Here is a 21519-nt window from a genome sequence, read left to right on the forward strand (position 1 = left end):
TGCGCGGCTTGCGGCTTGAGGCTTATGTCTTGAAGCTCCCCGGAGGGGCCCATGAGCTATGTGATCGACCGACGTCTCAATGGCAAGAACAAGAGCACGGTGAACCGCCAGCGCTTCCTGCGGCGTTACCGTGACCATATTAAAAAGGCCGTCGAAGAGGCCGTCAGCCGCCGCTCCATCACTGACATGGAGCACGGCGAACAAATCAGCATTCCCGGTCGGGATATCGACGAACCGGTGCTGCACCACGGCCGTGGTGGCAAGCAGACCGTGGTCCATCCCGGAAACAAGGAATTTACCGCTGGCGAACATATCGCCAGGCCTCAGGGCGGCGGCGGTGGCGGGGGCCGCGGCAAGGCCGGCAACTCCGGCGAAGGCATGGACGAATTCGTCTTCCAGATCACCCAGGAAGAATTCCTCGAGTTCATGTTCGAAGACTTGGAGCTGCCCAACCTGGTCAAACGCAACCTGAGCGGCACCGACACCTTCAAGACCGTAAGAGCGGGGATCAGCAACGAAGGCAATCCGTCGCGGATCAATATCATCCGCACCTTGCGCTCAGCCCACGCCCGACGCATCGCCCTGTCCGGCAGCAGCCGGGCCAAGTTGCGGGAGGTGAAGGAAGAGCTGGAACGCCTGAAACGCGAAGAGCCGGACAACTTCGGCGATATTCAGGAACTTGAAGCAGAAATCGAACGCCTCAGCGCTCGCATTCATCGCGTGCCCTTCCTCGACACCTTCGACCTCAAGTACAACCTGTTGGTGAAGCAGCCCAACCCCAGTTCCAAGGCGGTGATGTTCTGCCTGATGGACGTCTCCGGCTCCATGACCCAGGCCACCAAGGACATCGCCAAACGCTTCTTCATCCTTTTGTATCTGTTCCTCAAACGCAACTACGACAAGATCGACGTGGTTTTCATCCGCCATCACACCAGCGCCCGTGAAGTGGACGAGGAAGAGTTCTTCTATTCCAGGGAAACCGGCGGAACCATTGTCTCCAGCGCCCTGAAACTGATGCAGGAGATCATGGCCGAGCGCTACCCCAGCAACGAATGGAACATCTACGCCGCGCAAGCTTCCGACGGTGACAACTGGAACGATGACTCGCCCATCTGCCGCGATATCCTGATCAACCAGATCATGCCTTTCGTGCAGTACTACACCTACGTGGAGATCACTCCACGAGAGCATCAGGCTCTGTGGTTCGAATACGAACGCATCGCCGAGGCCTTCTCCGACACGTTCGCCCAGCAACAACTGGTTTCGGCCGGCGATATCTATCCGGTCTTCCGTGAACTCTTCCAGCGCAGGTTAGTGACATGACCGCCAGAGAGCAGAAGCGCCAACCCATCTCCACCGGCTCGGAATGGACGTTCGAGCTGATCCAGGCCTACGATCGCGAAATCAGCCGTATCGCGGCTCGCTATGCCCTGGATACCTACCCCAACCAGATCGAAGTGATCACTGCCGAGCAGATGATGGATGCCTATGCCTCGGTGGGCATGCCCCTGGGTTATCACCATTGGTCCTACGGCAAGCACTTTCTCAGCACTGAGAAATCCTACAGCCGCGGGCAGATGGGACTGGCCTACGAGATTGTGATCAATTCAGACCCTTGCATCGCCTACCTGATGGAGGAGAACACCATCTGCATGCAGGCCCTGGTAGTCGCGCATGCCTGCTATGGCCACAACAGCTTCTTCAAGGGCAACTACCTGTTCCGCACCTGGACCGATGCCAGCTCGATCATCGACTACCTGGTGTTCGCCAAGCAGTACATCATGCAGTGCGAGGAGCGCCATGGCATCGATGCCGTGGAGGATCTGCTGGATTCCTGCCATGCCCTGATGAACTACGGCGTCGACCGCTACAAACGGCCTTACCCGATCTCCGCCGAGGAAGAGCGACGCCGGCAGAAGGATCGGGAAGAGCACCTGCAGAAACAGATCAACGATCTGTGGCGCACCATTCCCAAAGGCGCGGACAAATACAGCGACAAGGACAATGCGCGCTTCCCCGCCGAGCCTCAGGAAAACATCCTGTACTTCATTGAAAAGCACGCGCCCTTGCTGGAGCCCTGGCAGCGGGAGATCGTGCGCATCGTGCGCAAGATCGCCCAGTACTTCTACCCGCAGCGCCAGACCCAGGTGATGAACGAAGGCTGGGCGACCTTCTGGCACTACACCCTGATGAATGATCTGTACGACGAAGGCCTGGTGACCGATGGCTTCATGATGGAGTTCCTCGCCTCCCATACCAGCGTGGTTTTTCAACCGGGCTTCGACAGTCCTTACTACAACGGCATCAACCCCTACGCCCTGGGCTTTGCCATGTACCGGGACATCCGTCGCATGTGCGAGGAACCCACGGAAGAGGACCGCCGCTGGTTCCCTGAACTGGCCGGCACCGACTGGCTGTCCAGCATCAAGTTCGCCATGAGCAGCTTCAAGGACGAAAGCTTCATCCTGCAGTACCTGTCGCCCAAGGTGATCCGCGATCTCAAGCTGTTCAGCATCATGGATGACGACCAGAAGGACGACCTGCTGGTGCCGGCGATCCACGACGAAAGCGGCTATCGGATCATCCGCGAAACCCTGGCCGCGCAATACAACCTGGGCAACCGCGAACCCAACGTGCAGATCTGGAGTATCGACCGCCGTGGCGACCGCTCGCTGACCCTGCGCCACCAGCAACACGATCGCAAACCCCTTGGCGACTCCACCGACGAGGTACTCAAGCACCTGCATCGCCTGTGGGGCTTCGACATTCACCTGGAAACCCTGCAGGGCGATCAAGTGGTGAAAACCCATCACGTGCCACCAAGAAGCGATCACAACGACAACGACTATGGCCGGCTGGACCTGGCAGTCATCCACCTCTGAACCCAACAACAGTCCTCCGTCAGCCCGACACAAGCGTTATTCTGTCGCGCTAACGGAGGTTTTTTATGCGGATTTACAAAGTCGGCGGCGCAGTGCGCGATCGCTTGCTCGGCAGGCCGGTCACTGATATCGACTGGGTGGTAGTCGGTGCCAGCGCGGAAGACATGATCGCCCAGGGCTTTCGCCCGGTTGGGGCCGATTTTCCGGTGTTTCTACACCCCAAGAATGGCGAGGAATATGCCCTGGCCCGAACCGAGCGCAAGAGCGGGCACGGTTACGGCGGGGTCACCTTCCACGCCAGCCCGGAAGTCACCCTGGAAGAAGACCTGATTCGCCGCGACCTGACGATCAACGCCATGGCCGAGGATGATCAGGGCCTGGTGACTGACCCCTATCACGGCCAGAAGGATCTTCAAGAACGGCTGTTGCGTCATGTTTCCCCGGCATTCGCCGAAGATCCCCTTCGAGTACTGCGAGTAGCGCGATTCGCCGCACGCTATGCCAGCCTGGGTTTCCGGGTGGCCGCAGAGACGCTCGAACTGATGCGTGAACTCAGCGAGTCAGGCGAGCTGCAGGCGCTCACGGCGGAGCGCAGCTGGAAGGAGATTTCCCGGGCCCTGATGGAGGAACAGCCCCAGGTCTTCATCCAGGTGCTCCGAGACTGCGGCGCCCTGGCGGTGCTGATGCCCGAGGTCGACGCTCTGTTCGGCGTTCCCCAGCCAGCCGCACACCATCCGGAGATAGACACCGGCCTGCATACCCTCAGCGTTCTGCAGCAAGCGGCACTGCACCAACAGCCCCTCTCGGTACGCTGGGCATGCCTACTGCACGACCTGGGCAAAGGCGTTACCCCCGAGCAGGAGTGGCCCCGGCACATCGGACACGAACACAAGGGGCTGGAGCTGATCAAGGCCGTCAATGAGCGCTTCAAGGTGCCTCGGGAATGCCAGGACCTGGCATTGCTGGTGGGCCAGTACCACACCCACGCCCACAAGGCGCAGGAACTGAAGGCCTCGACACTGCTGGAACTGCTGCAAAGCTTCGACGTGTTCCGCCGCCCGCAGCGCTTTGAAGAGTTCATTGCCGCTTGCGAGATGGATGCCCGCGGGCGACTGGGATTGGAGTCGCGCCCCTACCCCCAAGCGGACTATCTGCGCGGCGCGGCCAATGTGGCCCGGGCAGTGGCGGTCCAGCCGTTGCTTGAGCAAGGCTTCAAAGGCCCGGCGCTGGGCGAGGCGCTGAGACTGGAGCGACTGAAAGCGCTCAAGGCCTACAAGGAGCCGCCCACACCTTGAGCCCCTGACGCGGGCAAGGCACAGGCCTTGCCCGCGTCAGATGCCTAGGCTGGGGACTACAGGCCCGGAGGCGTCAGTTGCCGGCCTCGCCATTCGAATGCCACCGGCGCCAGCACCTGATCGATCTGCGCTTCCTGCCAGAGCGCCGCCAGGCTCTTGCCGACCAGCGGATGCACCCGCTCAGGAGCCATCAACGACAACGGCCAGAGCACGAAGGCATTCTTCAGGATCTCAGCACGTGGCAGGATCAGACCATCGAAATTGCCGGTCAGATCGCCGTACAGCAACACATCGATGTCCAGCGGCAAGCCTTTGCGGTCCGGGGCATAGCGGCCGTTGTCCGCCTCGATGAACTTCAGGCGTCGATCCAGCTCGATCAATGGCAGATCGGTGTGGCCCGCCACCACCAGATTGAAGAACGGGCCGCTCTTGATCCCCACCGGCTGGCTTTCGAACACCGCCGAACAACGCATGTCCACCAGGAAGCCGGCCAGGGCATCAAGCCCGGCGCACAGGTGGACTTCGCGCTCGATATTGCTACCAAGCCCCAGAAACACCTGAGTCAGCGACATCCGCGCTCGATCTCCACACCCACGCCCGTGGCCGCCGCAACGGCACCCGGCTTGGTCAGTTTCAAATGCAGCCAAGGGATGTGGAACTCACTCATCAGCACTTCGGCAAGACGCTCGGCAAAGGTTTCCACCAACTGGTACTGGGCCTGCTCGGCAAACGCCTGGATCCGCGTGGAAACGCTGGCGTAATCCAGCGCCAGCGTCAGATCATCCCCTGCGGCGGCCGGGCGATTATCCCAGGCAAAGCTCAGATCAAGACGCAGGCACTGTCGGATGCCCCGCTCCCAGTCATAGGCTCCAATCACGGTGTCCACTTCCAGTCCTTCGATAAACACTCTGTCCAAGCACTCTTCTCCGCAGCACGACAAGGGCGCAATGCGCCGTTAGAATCAGGGCTTCCTCGCCCGGAATAGTTAGCATGTTTTGGTTACTGGCGATTCTCGCCTACCTGCTTGGCTCTCTGTCCTTCGCCATTTTGCTCAGCCGCCTGACGGGCAATCCCGATCCGCGAATGAGTGGCTCGGGTAATGCCGGCGCCACCAACATGTTGCGCCTGGCCGGCAAGAAACTCGCCGTCCTGACCCTGCTGGGGGATCTCTGCAAGGGCCTGGTGCCCGTACTGATCGCGCACCTCGCGGGGCTCTCGCTGCAACAACAGGCCTGGGTCGGACTCTACGCCGTCCTTGGCCACCTGTTCCCTTTGTATTTCCGCTTTCGCGGCGGCAAAGGTGTCGCCACCGCCGCCGGCATGCTGCTGGGACTCTATCCTCCAGCCGCCCTGCTGGCCGTCGCCGCCTGGGCGCTGACCTTCTACCTCACCCGTACCAGCTCGCTGGCCGCCCTGATCGCCACGCCCCTGACCCTGCCACTGCTGGCCTGGCAGGAGCCCGAAGCGCTGCTGCCGATGAGCGTGCTGACGCTGCTGATCGTCTGGCGCCATCGCGGCAATCTGCGTGACCTGTTTGCCGGCCGCGAACGGCATTTCTGAGTCCTCGACGATCAAAGGACTCAAGCTTACGCCTTCGCGCAGCCTCTAAAGAGCCGACAACTGCTCCATCGGCCAACGCGCCTGCACAGTGATTGCCAGGCCTTCCTGTTGCCCGGCCTGCAAGCGCTGGCAACCGGCAAAGGCGATCATCGCGCCGTTGTCGGTGCAGAACTGGGGGCGAGCATAGAACACATTGCCGTTCATCTCCCCGAGCATCTTTTCCAGAGCCTCGCGCAAGGCCTTGTTGGCGCTCACGCCCCCGGCGATCACCAGGTGCTTGAGACCGGTCTGCTTCAGGGCACGCTTGCACTTGATGGTCAAAGTTTCCACCACGGCCTGCTGGAACGCGAGGGAGATGTCGCAACGGGTTTGCTCACCGTCGTCTCCAGCGCTGACACACTGCTGCCAGGTGTTGAGGGCGAAGGTTTTCAAGCCGCTGAAACTGAAATCGAGGCCAGGACGATCGGTCATTGGCCGTGGGAAGACAAACCGTCCCGGTACGCCTTGAGTGGCCAGACGGGCAATTTCAGGCCCACCGGGATAATTCAGGCCGATCATCTTCGCGGTCTTGTCGAACGCCTCGCCTGCCGCATCATCCAGCGTCTCGCCCAACAGCTCGTACTGGCCGATGCCATCGACCCGAACCAGCTGGGTATGACCGCCGGACACCAACAAAGCGACGAATGGAAACTCCGGTGGCTGCTCTTCCAGCATTGGCGCCAGCAGGTGGCCTTCCATGTGGTGCACGCCCAAGGCCGGAATACCCCAGGCGAACGCCAGCGCCTGGGCGCAGGAAGCCCCTACCAGCAGTGCGCCGACCAAGCCGGGACCGGCCGTATAGGCGATGGCATCGATCTCGGTGGGCACACAGTCGGCCTCAGCCAGAACCTGACGGATCAGCGGCAGCATGCGCTTGACGTGATCACGGGAAGCCAGCTCCGGCACCACGCCGCCGTAGACGCGGTGCAGGTCGATCTGGCTGAACAGCGCATCGGCCAGAAGGCCACGCTCGCTGTCGTAAAGCGCGACGCCGGTTTCGTCGCAGGAGGTTTCTAATCCCAGTACTAGCATGGGTTTGCGCCTTGTAGAGGCTGAATTCGAAGGCGCGCATAATAGTCGCCACTCCAGCGCCCGACCAGCGGTTTTCGATCAGAGGCTTTGCATTCCGAGCGTTGAGGGGTTAACATCCGCAACCCTTAAAAACCGACGACCTCAGCCGCGATTTTTGCGACGAGAACGTTGACCCCGGTAATGAATGAAGGTAGCTCTGGATGCCAGCCGTCAAAGTTAAAGAGAACGAACCCTTCGACGTAGCTCTGCGTCGTTTCAAGCGCTCCTGCGAAAAAGCCGGTGTTCTGGCTGAAGTTCGTAGCCGCGAATTTTACGAGAAGCCGACTTCCGAGCGTAAGCGCAAAGCAGCTGCTGCTGTTAAGCGTCACGCCAAGAAAGTTCAGCGCGAACAGCGCCGCGCCGTACGTCTGTACTAATACACAGACGTTCGCTGCAAGCTTCTGCCAAGCCCGGCCCTAAGCCGGGCTAATGGCATTTGCGGAATACGCTTGATGCTTCACCGTCGAAGCCGCCCATGCGACCCAGACGAATCTGCTTCACCACGTCAGACCTGGCTCCTGCCAGCGGTGCACGTCTTTTCTGACGAGCCTTCCAAGGCTACTGACGAGCACACCCTTACTGATTCCTGCAGACGATCAGCCCAAGGCGCACTTCTCCAGCGCCCGCTTAATGAGCTATCCGAGGCCATCCAAAGGCCACTGTCGGACTCAGCGCAACACCTTCAAATAGTCGAATACTGATTGAAACTAACGTCAGTGGACGTTCGGCAGATACACTCCCCGACTGCGATCACGCCGAAACCCCGGACCGAGCCGCGCAACTTTCACGCCTCGCCGCATCCGGTCTTTCGACAGCGTCGCCAGGGCTATTTTTTCCCGCAGTGATGACGAGAACGCCATGGCCGGGCTCATTCCCCAGAGCTTTATTGACGACCTTCTGAACCGCACCGACATCGTCGATGTCGTCAGCTCGCGCCTGCAAATCAAGAAAGCCGGCAAGAACTACACCGCCTGCTGCCCTTTCCACAAGGAAAAGACGCCCTCCTTCAGCGTCAGCCCCGACAAGCAGTTCTACTACTGCTTCGGCTGTGGCGCCGGCGGCAACGCCCTCGGCTTCATCATGGACCACGACAACCTGGACTTCCCCCAGGCCGTCGAGGAACTGGCGAAAGCCGCTGGAATGGAGATCCCCCGCGAGGAAAGCACTCGCGGCCAGCGCAAACCCCGACAGCCCACGGATTCCCCGCTCTATCCACTGCTTACTGCCGCTGCCGACTACTATCGTCAGGCTCTGAAAAGCCACCCGGCACGCAAGGCGGCGGTGGACTACCTCAAGGGCCGCGGCCTCACCGGCGAGATCGCCCGCGACTTCGGCCTGGGCTTCGCCCCGCCCGGCTGGGACAACCTGTTCAAGCACCTGAGCAGCGACACTCTGCAGCAAAAAGCCATGATCGACGCTGGCCTGCTGATCGAGAACGCCGAGACCGGCAAACGCTATGACCGCTTTCGCGACCGGGTGATGTTTCCGATCCGCGATACCCGCGGCCGGATCATTGCCTTTGGCGGCCGGGTGCTGGGGGATGACAAACCCAAATACCTGAACTCCCCGGAAACCCCGGTGTTTCACAAGGGCCAGGAACTCTACGGCCTGTACGAGGCGCGCAAGAACAACCGCAACCTCGACGAAATCATCGTCGTCGAGGGCTACATGGACGTGATTGCCCTGGCCCAGCAAGGCCTGCGCAATGCCGTCGCGACCCTGGGCACGGCCACCAGCGAGGAGCACCTCAAGCGCCTGTTCCGCATCGTGCCCAACGTGCTGTTCTGCTTCGACGGCGACCAGGCCGGACGCAAGGCCGCCTGGCGCGCCCTGGAAGCCACCCTGGGCTGCCTGCAGGACGGGCGCCGCGCCCGCTTCCTGTTCCTTCCGGAAGGTGAAGACCCGGATACCCTGGTCCGCTCCGAAGGCACCGACGCTTTCCGCGCGCGGATCAATCAGCATGCGCAGCCGCTGGCGGATTACTTTTTCCAGCAACTGATCGACGAAGCAGACCCGCGCTCCCTAGAAGGCAAGGCCCATCTAGCCACGCTGGCTGCGCCGTTGATCGAAAAAATCCCTGGTGCCAACCTGCGCACCCTGATGCGCCAGCGCCTTAGCGAAATCACCGGCCTGACCAGCGAAACAGTCACGCAACTGGTCCACAACGCAGCGCCGGAAGCGCCACCCGTCTACGACGCCGGCATTGATTACGACGCAATGCCGGATTACGCCGACTACCATGAGCCCCACCAGGAAGCCTACGTCCCTCAACAGGAGTGGACGCCGAAGAAAAATGGCGGCGGCAAGAAGTGGGAAGGCAAGCCCTGGGACAAGAACGGCAAGGGCAAGCGCCAGGGCGATCGCGACCAGCCCAGGGGCCCGCGGGTTCCGGCAGCGGTGGAACCTCCGACCCTGGCAGCCCTGCGCACCTTGCTGCATCACCCGCAATTGGCAGAAAAAGTTGAAGATGCCGGGCACTTTGCCGATGACGACAACATCAATACACAGTTGCTGGTCGCCCTGATCGAAGCCGTACAGAAAAATCCTAAGCTACGCTCTATTCATCAGTTGATGGCGCGCTGGCACGGCACTCAGCAGGGCCACTTGCTGACTGCACTGGCAGAAAAAGAGTGGTTGATCGACGGAGATAACCTTGAACAACAGTTTTTCGACACCATTAATAGCTTGTCCGCTCGCCAACGCGAGCGTGTTTTAGACCAACTTCTCAGGAAATCGCGTCAAAGCGAGCTCAGCAGCGAAGAGAAAATTCAGCTGGTTGAGCTTTTAAAACGCAATGTTCCCGCATCGAACCCGACCTCAACTGGCGCGTGAGGTCATAGCTCGGGTATAATCCTCGGCTTGTTTTTTGCCCGCCAAGACCTTCAGTGGATAGGGTGTTATGTCCGGAAAAGCGCAACAGCAGTCTCGCCTCAAAGAGTTGATCAGCCGTGGACGTGAGCAGGGTTACCTGACTTACGCGGAGGTCAACGACCACCTGCCGGAGGATATTTCAGATCCGGAACAGGTGGAAGACATCATCCGCATGATCAACGACATGGGGATCAACGTATTCGAGAGTGCTCCGGATGCGGATGCCCTTTTGTTGGCCGAAGCCGACACCGACGAAGCAGCAGCTGAAGAAGCCGCCGCAGCGTTGGCGGCTGTGGAAACCGACATTGGTCGCACTACCGACCCAGTGCGCATGTACATGCGCGAAATGGGCACGGTAGAGCTGCTCACACGTGAAGGCGAAATCGAAATCGCCAAGCGTATCGAAGAGGGCATCCGTGAAGTGATGGGCGCAATCGCGCACTTCCCTGGCACGGTTGATCACATCCTCGCCGAATACACTCGCGTCACCACCGAAGGTGGCCGCCTGTCTGACGTTCTCAGCGGGTACATCGATCCGGACGACGGCATTACGCCGCCTGCCGCCGAAGTGCCGCCGCCTGTCGACACCAAGACCGCGAAAGCGGATGACGACAGCGACGACGAAGAAGCTGAAGCGACCGAAGACGAAGAAGAAGCCGAAAGCGGTCCGGATCCTGTTATCGCCGCGCAGCGCTTTGGCGCCGTCGCCGATCAAATGGAGATCACCCGCAAGGCGCTGAAGAAGCACGGCCGCGAGAACAAGCAAGCCATCGCCGAAATGCTGGCCCTGGCCGAATTGTTCATGCCGATCAAACTGGTTCCGAAGCAATTCGAAGGCCTGGTTGAACGTGTACGCAGCGCCCTGGATCGCCTGCGTCAGCAGGAGCGCGCGATCATGCAGCTTTGCGTGCGTGATGCCCGCATGCCGCGTGCCGACTTCCTGCGCCAGTTCCCGGGCAACGAGGTGGACGAAAGCTGGACCGAAGCACTGGCCAAAGGCAAGACCAAATACGCCGAAGCCATTGCCCGCCTGCAACCGGACATCATCCGTTGCCAGCAGAAGCTGACCGCTCTTGAAGTCGAAACCGGCTTGAAGATCGCCGAGATCAAGGACATCAACCGTCGCATGTCGATCGGTGAGGCCAAGGCCCGCCGCGCGAAGAAAGAGATGGTTGAAGCCAACCTGCGTCTGGTGATCTCCATCGCCAAGAAGTACACCAACCGTGGCCTGCAATTCCTCGATCTGATCCAGGAAGGCAACATCGGCTTGATGAAAGCGGTGGACAAGTTCGAATACCGTCGTGGCTACAAGTTCTCGACCTATGCCACCTGGTGGATCCGTCAGGCGATCACTCGCTCGATCGCCGACCAGGCCCGCACCATCCGTATTCCGGTGCACATGATCGAGACGATCAACAAGCTCAACCGCATTTCCCGGCAGATGCTGCAGGAAATGGGTCGTGAACCGACCCCGGAAGAGCTGGGCGAACGCATGGAAATGCCTGAGGACAAGATCCGCAAGGTATTGAAGATCGCCAAAGAGCCGATCTCCATGGAAACCCCGATCGGTGATGACGAAGACTCCCATCTGGGCGACTTCATCGAAGACTCGACCATGCAGTCGCCAATCGATGTAGCCACCGTTGAGAGCCTCAAAGAAGCGACCCGCGAAGTACTCTCCGGCCTCACTGCCCGTGAAGCCAAGGTCCTGCGCATGCGCTTCGGCATCGACATGAATACCGACCACACCCTTGAGGAGGTTGGTAAGCAGTTCGACGTGACCCGCGAGCGGATTCGTCAGATCGAAGCCAAGGCGCTGCGCAAGCTGCGCCACCCGACGCGAAGCGAGCATCTGCGCTCCTTCCTCGACGAGTAAGCCCAAGACCCCCAGCCCAGCTGGGGGTTTTGCTTTCTGCAACCCGTCCTTCTTTCCTTCCCCGGCGCACAGCCCGTCTACACTCGAAACAATCCCCGTGCCATAACGAGACGGTTATGCCCAGACTGTCGGCCATGCTTCTGCTGGCGCTGCTTACCTGGACCGCAACGGCTGGCGCGCTGACTCTTACCGACGAAGAACGTAGCTGGCTCAAGACTCACCCGGAACTGCGCCTGGGTGTAGACGCGTCCTGGCCGCCCTTCGAGTATCGAGACGAGGAAGGCCGCTACCAGGGCCTTGCAGCGGACTACATCCACCTGATCCAGGAACGCCTGTCAGTGAGCCTGACACCCATCGAGCCCGCCAGCTGGACCGAGGTGCTCGAGGACGCCAAGCAGGGCAAACTGGACCTGCTGCCCGGGATCATGTCGACCCCGGAGCGCCAGAGCTACATGGCGTTCACCCGCCCCTACCTTGACTTCCCCATCGTCATCCTCGCCCACAGGGGCGGCGCACAACCGCGCAATCTTCAGGACCTTTACGGCCTGAAAGTGGCCGTGGTGGAAAACTACGCCCCTCACGAACTACTGCGCACCCATCATCCGGACCTGAACCTGGTCGCCCTGCCCAACATCAGCTCCGCGCTCCAGGCCCTGGCCACCGACGAGGTGGATGCCGTGGTCGGTGACCTCGCGTCCAGTGTCTGGAGCCTGCGCCAGCTCAAGCTCGAGGGCCTGTATGTCAGCGGCGAAACCCCTTATCGCTACCAGCTGGCGATGGGCGTCCCGCGCAACAGCAAGATCCTGGTGGGCATTCTCGACAAGGTCCTGGCCGACCTCAGCCCCGATGAAATCAGTGCGATTCAGCAACACTGGGTCGGCAGCGTGCTCGACCATCGAACCTTCTGGTCCGACGTGCTGCTCTACGGGCTGCCCGGGCTGCTCCTGCTGGTCACCGTGCTCGCGGTAGTGATCCGCATCAACCGCCGCCTGAGTTCGGAAATCTCCCGCCGGGTGGCCCTGGAACAGGAACTGCGCAGCAGCGAATACCACTATCGCAGCCTGGTGGAGAGCCTCTCCGCCATCGCCTGGGAAGCGCGTGTCAGCGACTTCACCTACAGCTACGTCTCGCCCCACGCCGAAGCGCTGCTGGGCTATCCCCAGGCTCACTGGCTGATCCCCGGGTTCTGGCGCAACATCATCCACCCCGCCGACCTGACCCGGGCCCAGGCGTTCTGCGATCACGAGGTCCAGGCCGGGCGCGACCACAGCCTCGACTACCGGGTGATCACCGCCGATGGCCGCTGTCTCTGGGTACGCGACATCGTCAGCTTGATCGAGCACGGCCAGGAACCGGTGATGCGCGGACTGATGATCGACATCAGCGAAGCCAAGCACACCGAAGAAGCGCTACGCCTGTCCGAGCAGAAGTTCGCTTCGGTGTTCCAGCAATGTCCGGACATCCTGGTCATCGCACGCCTGTCCGACGGCTGTCTGCTGGAGGTCAACAAGGCCTTCGAGGAACAGATCGGCCTGAGTGCCGAAACGGTCATCGGCCAGACCGCCACCGAGTTGAACATCTGGGGGATCCCAGGAGTCGGCCCCAGCCTCTTGCAACGCTTGCAGGCCGGCAGCATTCGCAACCTGGAGATGCCCTTTCGCCGCCACAGTGGCCAGCTGTTCACCGGCCTGATCTCCGCCGAGCCCTTTGACCTCGACACCACCCCGGCGTTGGTGGTGGTGGTGCGCGATATCAGCCAGCTCAAGGAAACCCAGCAGCAACTGCAAACCTCCGAGGAGAAGTTCGCCAAAGCCTTCCACGCCTCCCCGGATGGACTGCTGCTGAGCCGCCAGCGCGATGGCTTGCTGATCGAGGTCAACGAGGGCTTCAGCCGCATCACCGGTTTCAATAGCGCCATGTCACTGGACCGCTCGACCCTGGACCTGGGGATCTGGGTCAACCTCAACGAACGCAAGCAGATGCTCGACCTGCTGCAGCGGGACGGTTTTGTCCGCGACTTCAGTTGCCATATCCGACGCAACGATGGCCAGATCCGTCTCTGTGAACTGTCGAGCCGACCGCTGCCGATTGGTGACGACGACTGCATGCTGACCATCGCCCGGGACATTACCGATCGCCAGCAAATGCAGGAAAAACTGCAACAGGCCGCCACGGTGTTTGAAAGCACCGCCGAGGGCGTGATGATCACCGATACCCAGCAGCGCATCAGTGCGGTCAATCGGGCCTTCAGTGAAATCACCGGCTACAGCGAAATTGAAGCCCTGGGCCAAACCCCGCGCCTGCTGGCATCGGGACTGCACGACAGCGCCTTCTACGCCGCGATGTGGCATCAACTGACCCTGGAAGGCCACTGGCAGGGCGAGATTTCCAACCGTCGCAAGAGCGGCGAGCTCTACCCCAACTGGCTGACCATCAACGCCGTGCGCAACAAGGAACGGCAGATCACCCATTTCGTGGCGGTATTTGCCGATATCTCCAGCCTCAAGCACGCCCAGGCACGGCTCGATTATCAGGCCCACCATGACCCCCTCACCGGCCTGCCCAATCGCACACTGTTCGAAAGCCGCCTGCTGGCCGCGCTCAACGGCCAGCAGGACAGCGGCGGCCAGGGCGCGGTGCTGTTCCTCGACCTGGATCGCTTCAAGCACATCAACGACAGCCTCGGCCACCCGGTAGGCGACCTGCTGCTCAAGGGCATCGCCGTACGCCTCAAGGAACAGCTGCGAGACATCGACACCGTGGCTCGCCTGGGCGGGGACGAATTCATCATCCTGCTGCCCGGGCTGCACCAGGCCAGCGACGCCGACCACATCGCCACCAAGTTGCTGAACTGCTTCACCGCGCCGTTCCAGGCCGGTGAACACGAGTTCTTCATCAGCGCCAGCATCGGCACCAGCCTCTACCCCAAGGACGGCTGCGACGTCGCCACCCTGATCAAGAACGCCGACGCCGCCATGTACCGTTCCAAGGCCAAGGGCCGCAACCGCGTCGAACGCTACACCCGCGACCTGACCGCCCAGGCCAGCGAGCGGGTGGCCCTGGAACACGAACTGCGTCGGGCCATCGAACGCGATGAGCTGTCGTTGTACTTCCAGCCCAAGATCAGCCTCAGCAGCCACGAACTGGTGGGCGCCGAAGCGCTGATCCGCTGGCACCACCCCACTTTCGGCGATGTCCCGCCCGAGCACTTCATCCCCCTGGCCGAAGAAAACGGCATGATCCTGCTGATCGGCGACTGGGTCCTGGAACAGGCCTGCCTGCACCTGCATAGCTGGAACCAGCACTACGAGCACTTCGGACCGCTGTCGGTAAACCTGGCCGGCGCGCAGTTGCGCCAACCCAATCTCCTGGGCCGTATCGAGCAGTTGCTGCGCGACTACGACCTGCAGCCCGGGCTGCTGCAACTGGAGATCACCGAGAACTTCATCATGAGCCAGGCCGAAGAAGCCCTGGAAGTGCTGCATCAGCTCAAGCGCCTGGGCGTGCAACTGGCCATCGATGACTTCGGCACCGGCTACTCGTCCCTGAGCTACCTCAAGCGCCTGCCCCTGGACTTCCTCAAGATCGACCAATCCTTCGTCCGCGGCCTGCCGGACGACCCCCACGACGTGGCGATTGTCCGCGCCATCATCGCCCTGGGTCGCAGCATGCAATTCACCGTGATTGCCGAAGGGGTGGAAAACCATGACCAGCAGAGCTTCCTCGCCCAGGAAGGCTGCGAACAGATCCAGGGCTACATCGTCAGCCTGCCGCTGGAGGCCGAGGAGTTCTGCGAGACCTTCCTGCAGATCCGGGTTTCCGATTTTTCGGATAGCACAGCCGAGAAACCGTCGCTATAATCCGCGGCCTACTGAGGGCCTATAGCTCAGTTGGTTAGAGCAGAGGACTCATAATCCTTTGGTCCACGGTTCAAGTCCGTGTGGGCCCACCATCTTCAAAGCCGCGCCATGTCGCGGCTTTTTTTGTGCCCGCAGGCTTTGCCTGGCAACCGAATGGGCCCCGCCTCGCGCAATCTTTTTCAGCCCTCAAAGTCGGAACACCTGGCACGCGTCCATGAAAAAGCCGCGCATTGCGCGGCTCTTTCAGGCTGTCGGAACCCTGCGGCTACTTGGGCAACGCGTAGGCGATCACGTAGTCGCCACGATCCGGCGACTGCCGCGCGCCACCTGCGGTGAGCAGGATGTACTGGCGCCCGGTCTTGGGCGAGACATAGGTCATCGGGCCCGACTGGCTACCCACTGGCAGGCGCGCTTTCCAGATTTCATTACCGTTGCCGGTATCGAAGGCCCGCAGGTAGAAGTCCTGGGTGCCGGCGAAGAACAGCAGGCCGGATTGGGTCGCCAGGGACGCGCCCAGAGTCGGCATGCCAATCGGGATCGGCAGGTGCATGCGAATCCCCAGCGGGCCGGTGTCCTGCACGGTGCCCACCGGCACCTGCCACATCAGTTTGCGGGTCTTCAGGTCGATGGCCGACATGGTGCCGAACGGCGGCTTCTGGCAGGGAATGCCCACCGCCGAGAGGAAGCGCTGGCGCATGGCGCCGAACGGCGTGCCGTCCTGGGGCACCACGCCCATTTCGATGCCGCTGGCACCAGCGCCAATCTGATCGCGGGGGATCATATAGTTGGCCAGGCCCAGGCGCATGTCGTTGACGAACATGTAGTGGCTGGTCGGATCCACCGACACGCTGCCCCAGTTCATGCCACCCAGGGAGCCGGGGAACTGCAGTGCGTGATCCAGGCCAGGCGGGGTGTACACGCCCTCATGGCGCATGCCCTTGAACTGGATGCGGCACAGCAGTTGGTCGAACGGGGTCGCGCCCCACATGTCGGACTCGGTCAACGTCTGGTTGCCGATCGATGGCATTTCCACCGAGAACGGCTGGGTCGGCGAATAACGCTCACCCGGGACATTGCCTTGGGGCACTGGACGCTCTTCGACCCGGGCAATCGGCTGGCCGGTCTCGCGATTGAGCAGGAAGATCTCGCCCTGCTTGGTGACCTGGGCCAACGCCGGTTGCACGCCGCCCTTGTCGTCCGGAATGTCGTACAGCAGCGGCTGTGCCGGCAGGTCGAAATCCCAGAGGTCGTGGTGGGTGGTCTGGAAGTGCCAGCGCACCTGACCGGTCTTCACGTCAAGGGCGACGACCGAGGAGCTCCACTTGTCATCGAACTCGCTGCGCTGACCGCCGAAGAAATCCGGCGTGGCGTTGCCGGTGGGCAGGTACACCAGGCCCAGCTTGGCGTCATAGGACATCGCCGACCAGACGTTCGGGGTGCCACGGGTATAGGTTTCACCCGCCGGCGGACGCTTGGTGGTGGCCGGGTTGCCCGGGTCCCAGGCCCACATCAGTTCACCACTGCGCACATCGAAGGCGCGTACCACGCCTGGCGGTTCGCCCGTGGAGAAATTATCCGCCACCCGGCCGCCGACGATCACGACCGTGCCCGCCACCAGGGGCGTCGAAGTCTGCTGGTAGTAGCCCGGCTTGATCTCGCCCATGTCGGTTTTCAGATCGACCGTGCCCTGGTGGCCGAAGTCTGCACAGGGCTTGCCGGTTTCAGCATCGAGCGCAATCAGGCGCGCATCGCCGGTCGGCAGGAACAGGCGCTTGGTGCAAGCCGCAGGAGCAGCGGCAGGCGCCGAGGACGTGGCTGCGGCGGCCGAGGCGTCGAAATACCCCAAGCCACGGCAGCGCTGCCAGTTGGGCGCATAGCCTTGCGGGTCGAACTTCCAGCGCTCGGCGCCGGTGTCGGCGTCCAGGGCGAACACCTTGCCGTAGGCGGTGCAGGTGTAGACGGTATCGCCGATCTGCAGCGGGGTGTTCTGGTCTTCGGCACCAGCGCCGTTGCTTTCGGGCAGGTCGCCAGTGCGGAAGGTCCAGGCCACTTGCAGTTGGCCGATATTGCCCTTGTTGATCTGATCCAGGGCGGCAAAGCGGTTGCCCGCTGTGGTGTTGCCCCAGTGGGCCCAGTCTTTCTGTTCAGTACCCGGTGCCACTGGCTGGATCGCCGGCACCTTGTCCGCCTTGACCATGTGGGTCGGCACGAACATGTAGGCCAGGGTCGCTACTACGCCAACGCCCAGCAGCCCCGCCAGCCCATGGGCCGCACGGCCGGGGCGGGCACCGGAGGCACGCATCAGGCTCGGATAGACCAGCGCCACCACCAGGCCGATCACGGCAAAGGTCAGCACCCGCGAAACCAGCGGCCAGTATTCCAGGCCCGCGTCCCAGACCGCCCAGATCGCGGTCAGCACCAGGGCCACGCCGTACAGCCTGGCACCACGAGGATTCCTCCGGGCGATCAACACGCCGGACACCAGCATCGCCAAGCCCATCAACAGGAAATAGGCGCTGCCTCCCAGGCTCAGGAGATAGCCACCGCCTCCCGCCAGGCCCAGCCCGATCAGGGCAATCAGCATGCCCAGCCCCGCCAGGAGCCATCGGCTGCCGGTGGCAGCCCCCGTGTTTTTCATGTCAAACCTCTGCCATCTGTAAAACCAGGTCGCGAGAATGTACTAACTGGTTACTTATGACAACTTGTCGCAGGCTATTTGTTTCAAAAAAAGTCCCGATGGCGAAAGCTCAGTCCCTGGCCAGAACAGACAATCGGCAGCAGCAGCCAGGGTTTGCCCGAGGCTGTAACATGCTCGCTCCCTCGATAGCCGTGCTGGAGCCCCCCCTTGTCCGATAGCCGCCCGCCCGTTCTTGATGAAGTCGATCGCCAACTGATCGCCGCCCTGCAGATCAATGCCCGCGAAAGCGTGGCCATGCTCGCCCGGCAGCTGGGTATTGCCCGCACCACCGTGACTTCGCGCCTGGCGCGCCTGGAAAAGACCCGGGTCATCACCGGCTACGGCGTGCGCCTGGGCCAGAGAGTGGTCGACGGCGGCTTGCAGGCGTATGTGGGGATCAAGGTCCAGCCGCGCTCCGGCAAGGAAGTGCTGCGGCGCCTGAGCGGCATGGCCCAGGTCCAGCAACTGTGCGCGGTGAGCGGTGAGTTCGATTACGTGGCCTGGCTGCGCACCGACTCGCCGGAACAGCTGGACCAATTGCTGGACCAGATCGGCAGCGTCGACGGCGTGGAAAAGACCACCACCTCGATCATCCTCAGCAGCAAGATCGATCGCGGGCATGCGCTCTGAAGCATCGCAGCCGACAGCGCTTGATCGTCAATCTGAATCATCTGTTCGTCAGATTGATAAATAACAATGCATAACGACAACAGTTTGCGTCTTATTTACGTGTTTCCCCCTCTCTAGAATGGCTGCCATCTTTTCCTATACTCAGCACTCTGCTGAGCCGCCCGCCAAGGTCAGCCATGAACAAGAACAATCGCCATCCTGCAGACGGTAAAAAGCCGATCACCATCTTCGGCCCGGATTTTCCTTTCGCCTTCGACGACTGGATCGAGCATCCAGCCGGCCTCGGCAGTATTCCCGAAGCCCAGCACGGCACCGAAGTGGCCATCGTCGGCGCGGGTATCGCCGGCCTGGTCGCCGCTTACGAACTGATGAAGCTGGGCCTCAAGCCGGTGGTCTATGAAGCGTCGAAAATGGGTGGCCGCCTGCGCTCCCAGGCCTTCGAAGGCGCCGAAGGGATCATCGCCGAGCTGGGTGGCATGCGCTTTCCGGTGTCGTCCACGGCCTTCTATCACTACGTCGACAAGCTCGGCCTTGAGACCAAGCCCTTCCCCAACCCGCTGACCCCGGCGTCGGGCAGCACGGTCATCGATCTTGAAGGCCAGACCCACTACGCACAGAAGCTCGCCGACCTGCCGGCCTTGTTCCAGGAAGTCGCCGACGCCTGGGCCGACGCCCTGGAGGACGGCTCGCGCTTCAGCGAGATCCAGCAAGCCATTCGCGATCGCGACGTGCCGCGCCTCAAGGAGTTGTGGAACACCCTGGTGCCGCTGTGGGACGACCGCACGTTTTACGACTTCGTCGCCACCTCCAAGGCCTTTGCCAAACTGTCGTTCCACCATCGCGAGGTGTTCGGCCAGGTCGGCTTCGGTACTGGCGGCTGGGACTCGGACTTCCCCAACTCGATGCTGGAAATCTTCCGCGTGGTGATGACCAACTGCGACGATCACCAGCACCTGGTGGTCGGCGGCGTCGAACAGGTGCCCCTGGGCATCTGGCGCCACGTGCCGGAGCGTTGCGCCCACTGGCCGGCCGGCACCAGCCTCAGTTCGCTGCACCATGGCGCGCCACGCACCGGGGTCAAGCGCATTGCCCGGGCCGCCGACGGCCGCTTCAGCGTCACCGACAACTGGGGCGACACCCGGGAATATGCCGCGGTGCTGACCACCTGCCAGAGCTGGTTGCTGACCACCCAGATCGAATGCGAGGAATCGCTGTTCTCGCAGAAGATGTGGATGGCCCTGGACCGCACCCGCTACATGCAGTCGTCGAAGACCTTCGTCATGGTCGACCGGCCATTCTGGAAGGACAAGGATCCGGAAACCGGCCGCGACCTGATGAGCATGACCCTCACCGACCGCCTGACCCGCGGCACCTACCTGTTCGACAACGGCGACGACAAGCCGGGGGTGATCTGCCTGTCCTACTCGTGGATGAGCGATGCCCTGAAGATGCTCCCGCAGCCCGTGGAAAAGCGCGTGAAACTGGCCCTGGACGCACTGAAGAAGATCTACCCGAACGTGGACATCGCCAGCCGCATCATCGGCGATCCGATCACCGTGTCCTGGGAAGCCGATCCGCACTTCCTCGGTGCCTTCAAGGGCGCGCTGCCGGGCCATTACCGCTACAACCAGCGCATGTATGCGCACTTCATGCAGGACGACATGCCGGCCGAACAACGTGGCATCTTCATCGCCGGCGACGATGTGTCGTGGACTCCGGCCTGGGTCGAAGGCGCGGTGCAGACTTCGCTCAACGCCGTGTGGGGGATCATGAAGCACTTCGGTGGCGCCACCCATCCCGAGAACCCGGGTCCGGGGGACGTGTTCCATGAGATCGGGCCGATTGCCCTGGCCGATTGAGTAATGGGGCACGGCGCGCGGCAAGCTCCTGACGGGGCTTATCGCCGCCTGCGCCAGCCGCTACAGTGGCCGGCCAGCCAGTCAGAGGAGTGAAGACCATGCATGTCGCCTTGTACCAGTGCCCGCCCGTGCCACTGGATGTGGCCGGTAACCTGCAACGCCTGCACAAGGTGGCCATGGAGGCCACGGATGCCGACTTGCTGGTGCTGCCGGAGATGTTTCTCAGCGGCTACAACATCGGCGCCGAAGCGGTCGGTGCCCTGGCCGAAGCCCAGGACGGTCCCTCGGCCCAACGCATCGCCACCATCGCCCAAGCGGCGGGTACGGCGATTCTCTACGGCTACCCGGAGCGCAGCAGCGACGGCCAGATCTACAATGCCGTGCAGTTGATCGACGCCCAGGGCCGCCGCCTGTGCAACTACCGCAAGACTCATCTGTTCGGTGATCTGGATCACTCGATGTTCAGCGCCGGTGCGGATGACTTCCCCCTGGTGGAGCTCAATGGCTGGAAACTCGGCTTCCTGATCTGCTACGACATCGAATTTCCGGAGAACGCCCGACGCCTGGCCCTGGCCGGTGCCGAGCTGATCCTGGTGCCGACGGCAAACATGATTCCCTACGACTTCGTCGCCGATGTGACGATTCGCGCCCGGGCCTTCGAAAACCAGTGCTACGTGGCCTACGCCAACTACTGTGGCCGGGAAGAGCAGATCCGCTATTGCGGCCAAAGCTCGATTGCCGCTCCCGACGGCAGCCGGATCGCCCTGGCCGGGCTGGACGAGGCCCTGATCATCGGCACCCTGGACCGCCCGCTGATGAACCAATCCCGTGCACTGAATCGCTACCTTGCCGATCGTCGCCCCGAGCTGTACGACGACCTGAGCAAGCGCTGATCCGCC

Annotated in this window: 15 protein-coding genes and 1 tRNA gene; 12 read left to right on the forward strand and 4 right to left on the reverse strand. The window is 61.9% G+C overall.

Features of this window, described 5'->3' with window-relative positions:
- The first annotated feature begins 51 nt into the window (after positions 1 to 51).
- The 3 genes from DNK59_RS17120 to DNK59_RS17130 all read left to right on the forward strand — a co-directional run bounded on the left by DNK59_RS17120 (position 52) and on the right by DNK59_RS17130 (position 4177).
- Positions 52 to 1323 (forward strand): YeaH/YhbH family protein, encoded by a 1272-nt coding sequence (locus DNK59_RS17120; RefSeq protein ID WP_092309294.1) that lies wholly within the window; start codon positions 52 to 54, stop codon positions 1321 to 1323.
- On the forward strand, positions 1320 to 2882 hold the full coding sequence (locus DNK59_RS17125) for a SpoVR family protein (RefSeq protein ID WP_110723998.1): 1563 nt from the start codon (positions 1320 to 1322) through the stop codon (positions 2880 to 2882). Before DNK59_RS17120 ends, DNK59_RS17125 begins: the two co-directional genes overlap by 4 nt.
- A 65-nt stretch (positions 2883 to 2947) precedes the next feature.
- The gene (locus DNK59_RS17130; RefSeq protein ID WP_110723999.1) at positions 2948 to 4177 is read left to right on the forward strand and encodes a multifunctional CCA addition/repair protein; all 1230 of its coding nucleotides are present in this window, start codon (positions 2948 to 2950) and stop codon (positions 4175 to 4177) included.
- Between the two features lie 56 nt (positions 4178 to 4233).
- On the opposite strand, the gene folK is transcribed toward DNK59_RS17130, so the two are convergent.
- Together folK and folB are read right to left on the reverse strand one after the other, a co-directional pair.
- Entirely contained in the window at positions 4234 to 4749 is a 516-nt protein-coding gene (gene folK / locus DNK59_RS17135; RefSeq protein WP_092309285.1) for a 2-amino-4-hydroxy-6-hydroxymethyldihydropteridine diphosphokinase, read from the reverse strand.
- Positions 4740 to 5093 (reverse strand): dihydroneopterin aldolase, encoded by a 354-nt coding sequence (folB, locus tag DNK59_RS17140; protein ID WP_092309282.1) that lies wholly within the window; start codon positions 5091 to 5093, stop codon positions 4740 to 4742. Before folB ends, folK begins: the two co-directional genes overlap by 10 nt.
- Before the next feature lie 74 nt (positions 5094 to 5167).
- Here folB and plsY point away from each other — a divergent pair, with 74 nt between their 5' ends.
- Positions 5168 to 5737: a glycerol-3-phosphate 1-O-acyltransferase PlsY gene (gene plsY / locus DNK59_RS17145; RefSeq protein ID WP_092309279.1), complete on the forward strand. Its 570-nt coding sequence runs from the start codon at positions 5168 to 5170 to the stop codon at positions 5735 to 5737.
- Positions 5738 to 5782: 45 nt separating this feature from the next.
- Here the strand turns inward: plsY and tsaD are convergent, their stop codons facing one another.
- The gene (tsaD, locus tag DNK59_RS17150) at positions 5783 to 6808 is read right to left on the reverse strand and encodes a tRNA (adenosine(37)-N6)-threonylcarbamoyltransferase complex transferase subunit TsaD (RefSeq protein WP_110724000.1); all 1026 of its coding nucleotides are present in this window, start codon (positions 6806 to 6808) and stop codon (positions 5783 to 5785) included.
- Between the two features lie 200 nt (positions 6809 to 7008).
- Here tsaD and rpsU point away from each other — a divergent pair, with 200 nt between their 5' ends.
- The 5 genes from rpsU (at position 7009) to DNK59_RS17175 (ending at position 15546) form a co-directional block, all read left to right on the forward strand.
- Complete coding sequence (gene rpsU, locus DNK59_RS17155; RefSeq protein WP_002551877.1) at positions 7009 to 7224, forward strand: 30S ribosomal protein S21; 216 nt, start codon at positions 7009 to 7011, stop codon at positions 7222 to 7224.
- A 481-nt stretch (positions 7225 to 7705) separates the two neighbouring features.
- Positions 7706 to 9679, forward strand: coding sequence for a DNA primase (dnaG, locus tag DNK59_RS17160; RefSeq protein ID WP_110724001.1), 1974 nt, complete (start codon positions 7706 to 7708; stop codon positions 9677 to 9679).
- Positions 9680 to 9746: 67 nt separating this feature from the next.
- Positions 9747 to 11594 (forward strand): RNA polymerase sigma factor RpoD, encoded by a 1848-nt coding sequence (rpoD, locus tag DNK59_RS17165; RefSeq protein ID WP_110724002.1) that lies wholly within the window; start codon positions 9747 to 9749, stop codon positions 11592 to 11594.
- A gap of 116 nt (positions 11595 to 11710) precedes the next feature.
- Positions 11711 to 15454 (forward strand): bifunctional diguanylate cyclase/phosphodiesterase, encoded by a 3744-nt coding sequence (locus DNK59_RS17170; protein WP_110724003.1) that lies wholly within the window; start codon positions 11711 to 11713, stop codon positions 15452 to 15454.
- 15 nt (positions 15455 to 15469) lie between these two features.
- Positions 15470 to 15546, forward strand: a tRNA-Ile gene (locus DNK59_RS17175).
- 173 nt (positions 15547 to 15719) lie between these two features.
- Here the strand turns inward: DNK59_RS17175 and DNK59_RS17180 are convergent.
- Positions 15720 to 18092, reverse strand: coding sequence for a glucose/quinate/shikimate family membrane-bound PQQ-dependent dehydrogenase (locus DNK59_RS17180; RefSeq protein ID WP_110724004.1), 2373 nt, complete (start codon positions 18090 to 18092; stop codon positions 15720 to 15722).
- Positions 18093 to 18299: 207 nt separating this feature from the next.
- Here DNK59_RS17180 and DNK59_RS17185 point away from each other — a divergent pair, with 207 nt between their 5' ends.
- The 3 genes from DNK59_RS17185 (at position 18300) to DNK59_RS17195 (ending at position 21513) form a co-directional block, all read left to right on the forward strand.
- Positions 18300 to 18761 carry an Lrp/AsnC family transcriptional regulator gene (locus DNK59_RS17185; RefSeq protein WP_011063845.1) on the forward strand — a complete coding sequence of 154 codons (462 nt, stop codon included), beginning with the start codon at positions 18300 to 18302 and terminating at the stop codon, positions 18759 to 18761.
- Positions 18762 to 18937: 176 nt separating this feature from the next.
- Complete coding sequence (locus DNK59_RS17190) at positions 18938 to 20620, forward strand: NAD(P)/FAD-dependent oxidoreductase (RefSeq protein WP_110724005.1); 1683 nt, start codon at positions 18938 to 18940, stop codon at positions 20618 to 20620.
- 98 nt (positions 20621 to 20718) lie between these two features.
- A complete protein-coding gene (locus DNK59_RS17195) occupies positions 20719 to 21513 on the forward strand; it encodes a carbon-nitrogen hydrolase family protein (RefSeq protein WP_092309238.1) in 795 nt (264 codons plus the stop codon).
- Positions 21514 to 21519 lie beyond the last annotated feature (6 nt).

It is taken from the genome of Pseudomonas sp. TKO26 (assembly GCF_003225665.1).
GTDB classification, from domain to species: Bacteria; Pseudomonadota; Gammaproteobacteria; order Pseudomonadales; family Pseudomonadaceae; genus Aquipseudomonas; species Aquipseudomonas saponiphila.